This window comes from Herbaspirillum sp. VT-16-41, from assembly GCF_001994935.1.
In the GTDB taxonomy this organism is placed as follows: Bacteria; Pseudomonadota; Gammaproteobacteria; order Burkholderiales; family Burkholderiaceae_D; genus Herbaspirillum; species Herbaspirillum frisingense.
In genome coordinates, this window is the sequence record NZ_MUXB01000192.1 from 1 (window position 1) to 1,209 (window position 1,209).

Consider the following 1,209-nt stretch of genomic DNA (forward strand, 5'->3'; position numbering starts at 1 on the left):
TCCAAGCACTTAGCGGATAGAGCCAGAAGGAAGGATATCCACTCTGAGCAAGGAATAAACCTAATGTCGTACAAGCGCAAGGACCGCGGTTCTATCCGCTTATTTCAGTGTCTTTTCTCTGCGGCGTAATTATTGTTGATAGCGTACAGAGTGCATTGAGGTGCCCCTTTCCGTTGTTCCTTTGTACAGATATTAAGCGCCGTTGCGGCAGCTTCCTGACTGTTTCTGGCCCAGTATGCAGCGCCCCAGTCTCCGTCCGGATCGGTGGCAAAGGCTTTTTCATATCGCTGCGTTGTTTCATACTCGGAAAAGGCTTTTTTTCCGGCAGCATTGAGGGCTGGCGGTTCAATGAGATTTACGACGGGAAGCCTGATTATCTCCTTCAAAATGATGATTGACGGGCTTTCGTAACGAAATGTAAACTTAACATGTAATATTACAGATAGAGGGGATATATATGGATAGAATTTCTTGGGATCAATATTTTATGGCTCAAAGTCATCTTCTTTCATTAAGAAGTACATGTACAAGACTAATGGTAGGTGCTACCATTGTACGGGATAAACGTATTATAGCTGGTGGTTATAATGGAAGTGTTTCAGGAGGCGTTCATTGTATTGATGAAGGGTGTCTTGTAGTAGATGGCCATTGTGTAAGAACCGTTCATGCCGAGGCTAATGCACTATTACAATGCGCTAAATTTGGAGTACCTACGGATAACGCAGATATTTATGTAACACATTTTCCTTGTTGGCCGGCGGTGCTCGGGGCGCGCGGGCCGGTCCGGCAGGAAGGCGCCCGTGGTGACCGCCGCGATCGGGGCCTGCTCGCAGATGAAGGGCTCGCGCAGATCGCGGGCCAGGTCCACCACGCGCTGCACCTCGTGGATCGACCGCTCACAGACCGCCTCGTTTGGGGAGGCCAGGTCGATCAGGAAGTCGCCCGGGTACAAGTCCGGGGCGTGCACGGTGAAGAACTGCTCGAGCTTCTCCCCGGGGGCGAAGAACTCGCCGAGGTCGAGGTCCATGTCCTTCGCGCTCTGGTGGAACTCGAGGAAGTCCGGCTCGGACACCTCCAGCAGGGCGCGGAAGTCGTGGAAGCGCACCGGCAGCCCCCAGGGGCGGCGGAAGATGTAGCTGCTGCGCTGCCGAGGCCTTGGACATGACTGAGTGACTGAACTGAACTGAACTGAATTTTGCGAACTAATCA

1 protein-coding gene is annotated in these 1,209 nt (G+C 52.4%); it reads left to right on the top strand.

The annotated features are described in order from the left end of the window. Positions 1-487 precede the first annotated feature (487 nt). Positions 488-1,165 carry a deaminase gene (locus BTM36_RS30085; RefSeq protein ID WP_368730708.1) on the top strand — a complete coding sequence of 226 codons (678 nt, stop codon included), beginning with the start codon at positions 488-490 and terminating at the stop codon, positions 1,163-1,165. The last annotated feature ends 44 nt before the right edge of the window (positions 1,166-1,209 follow it).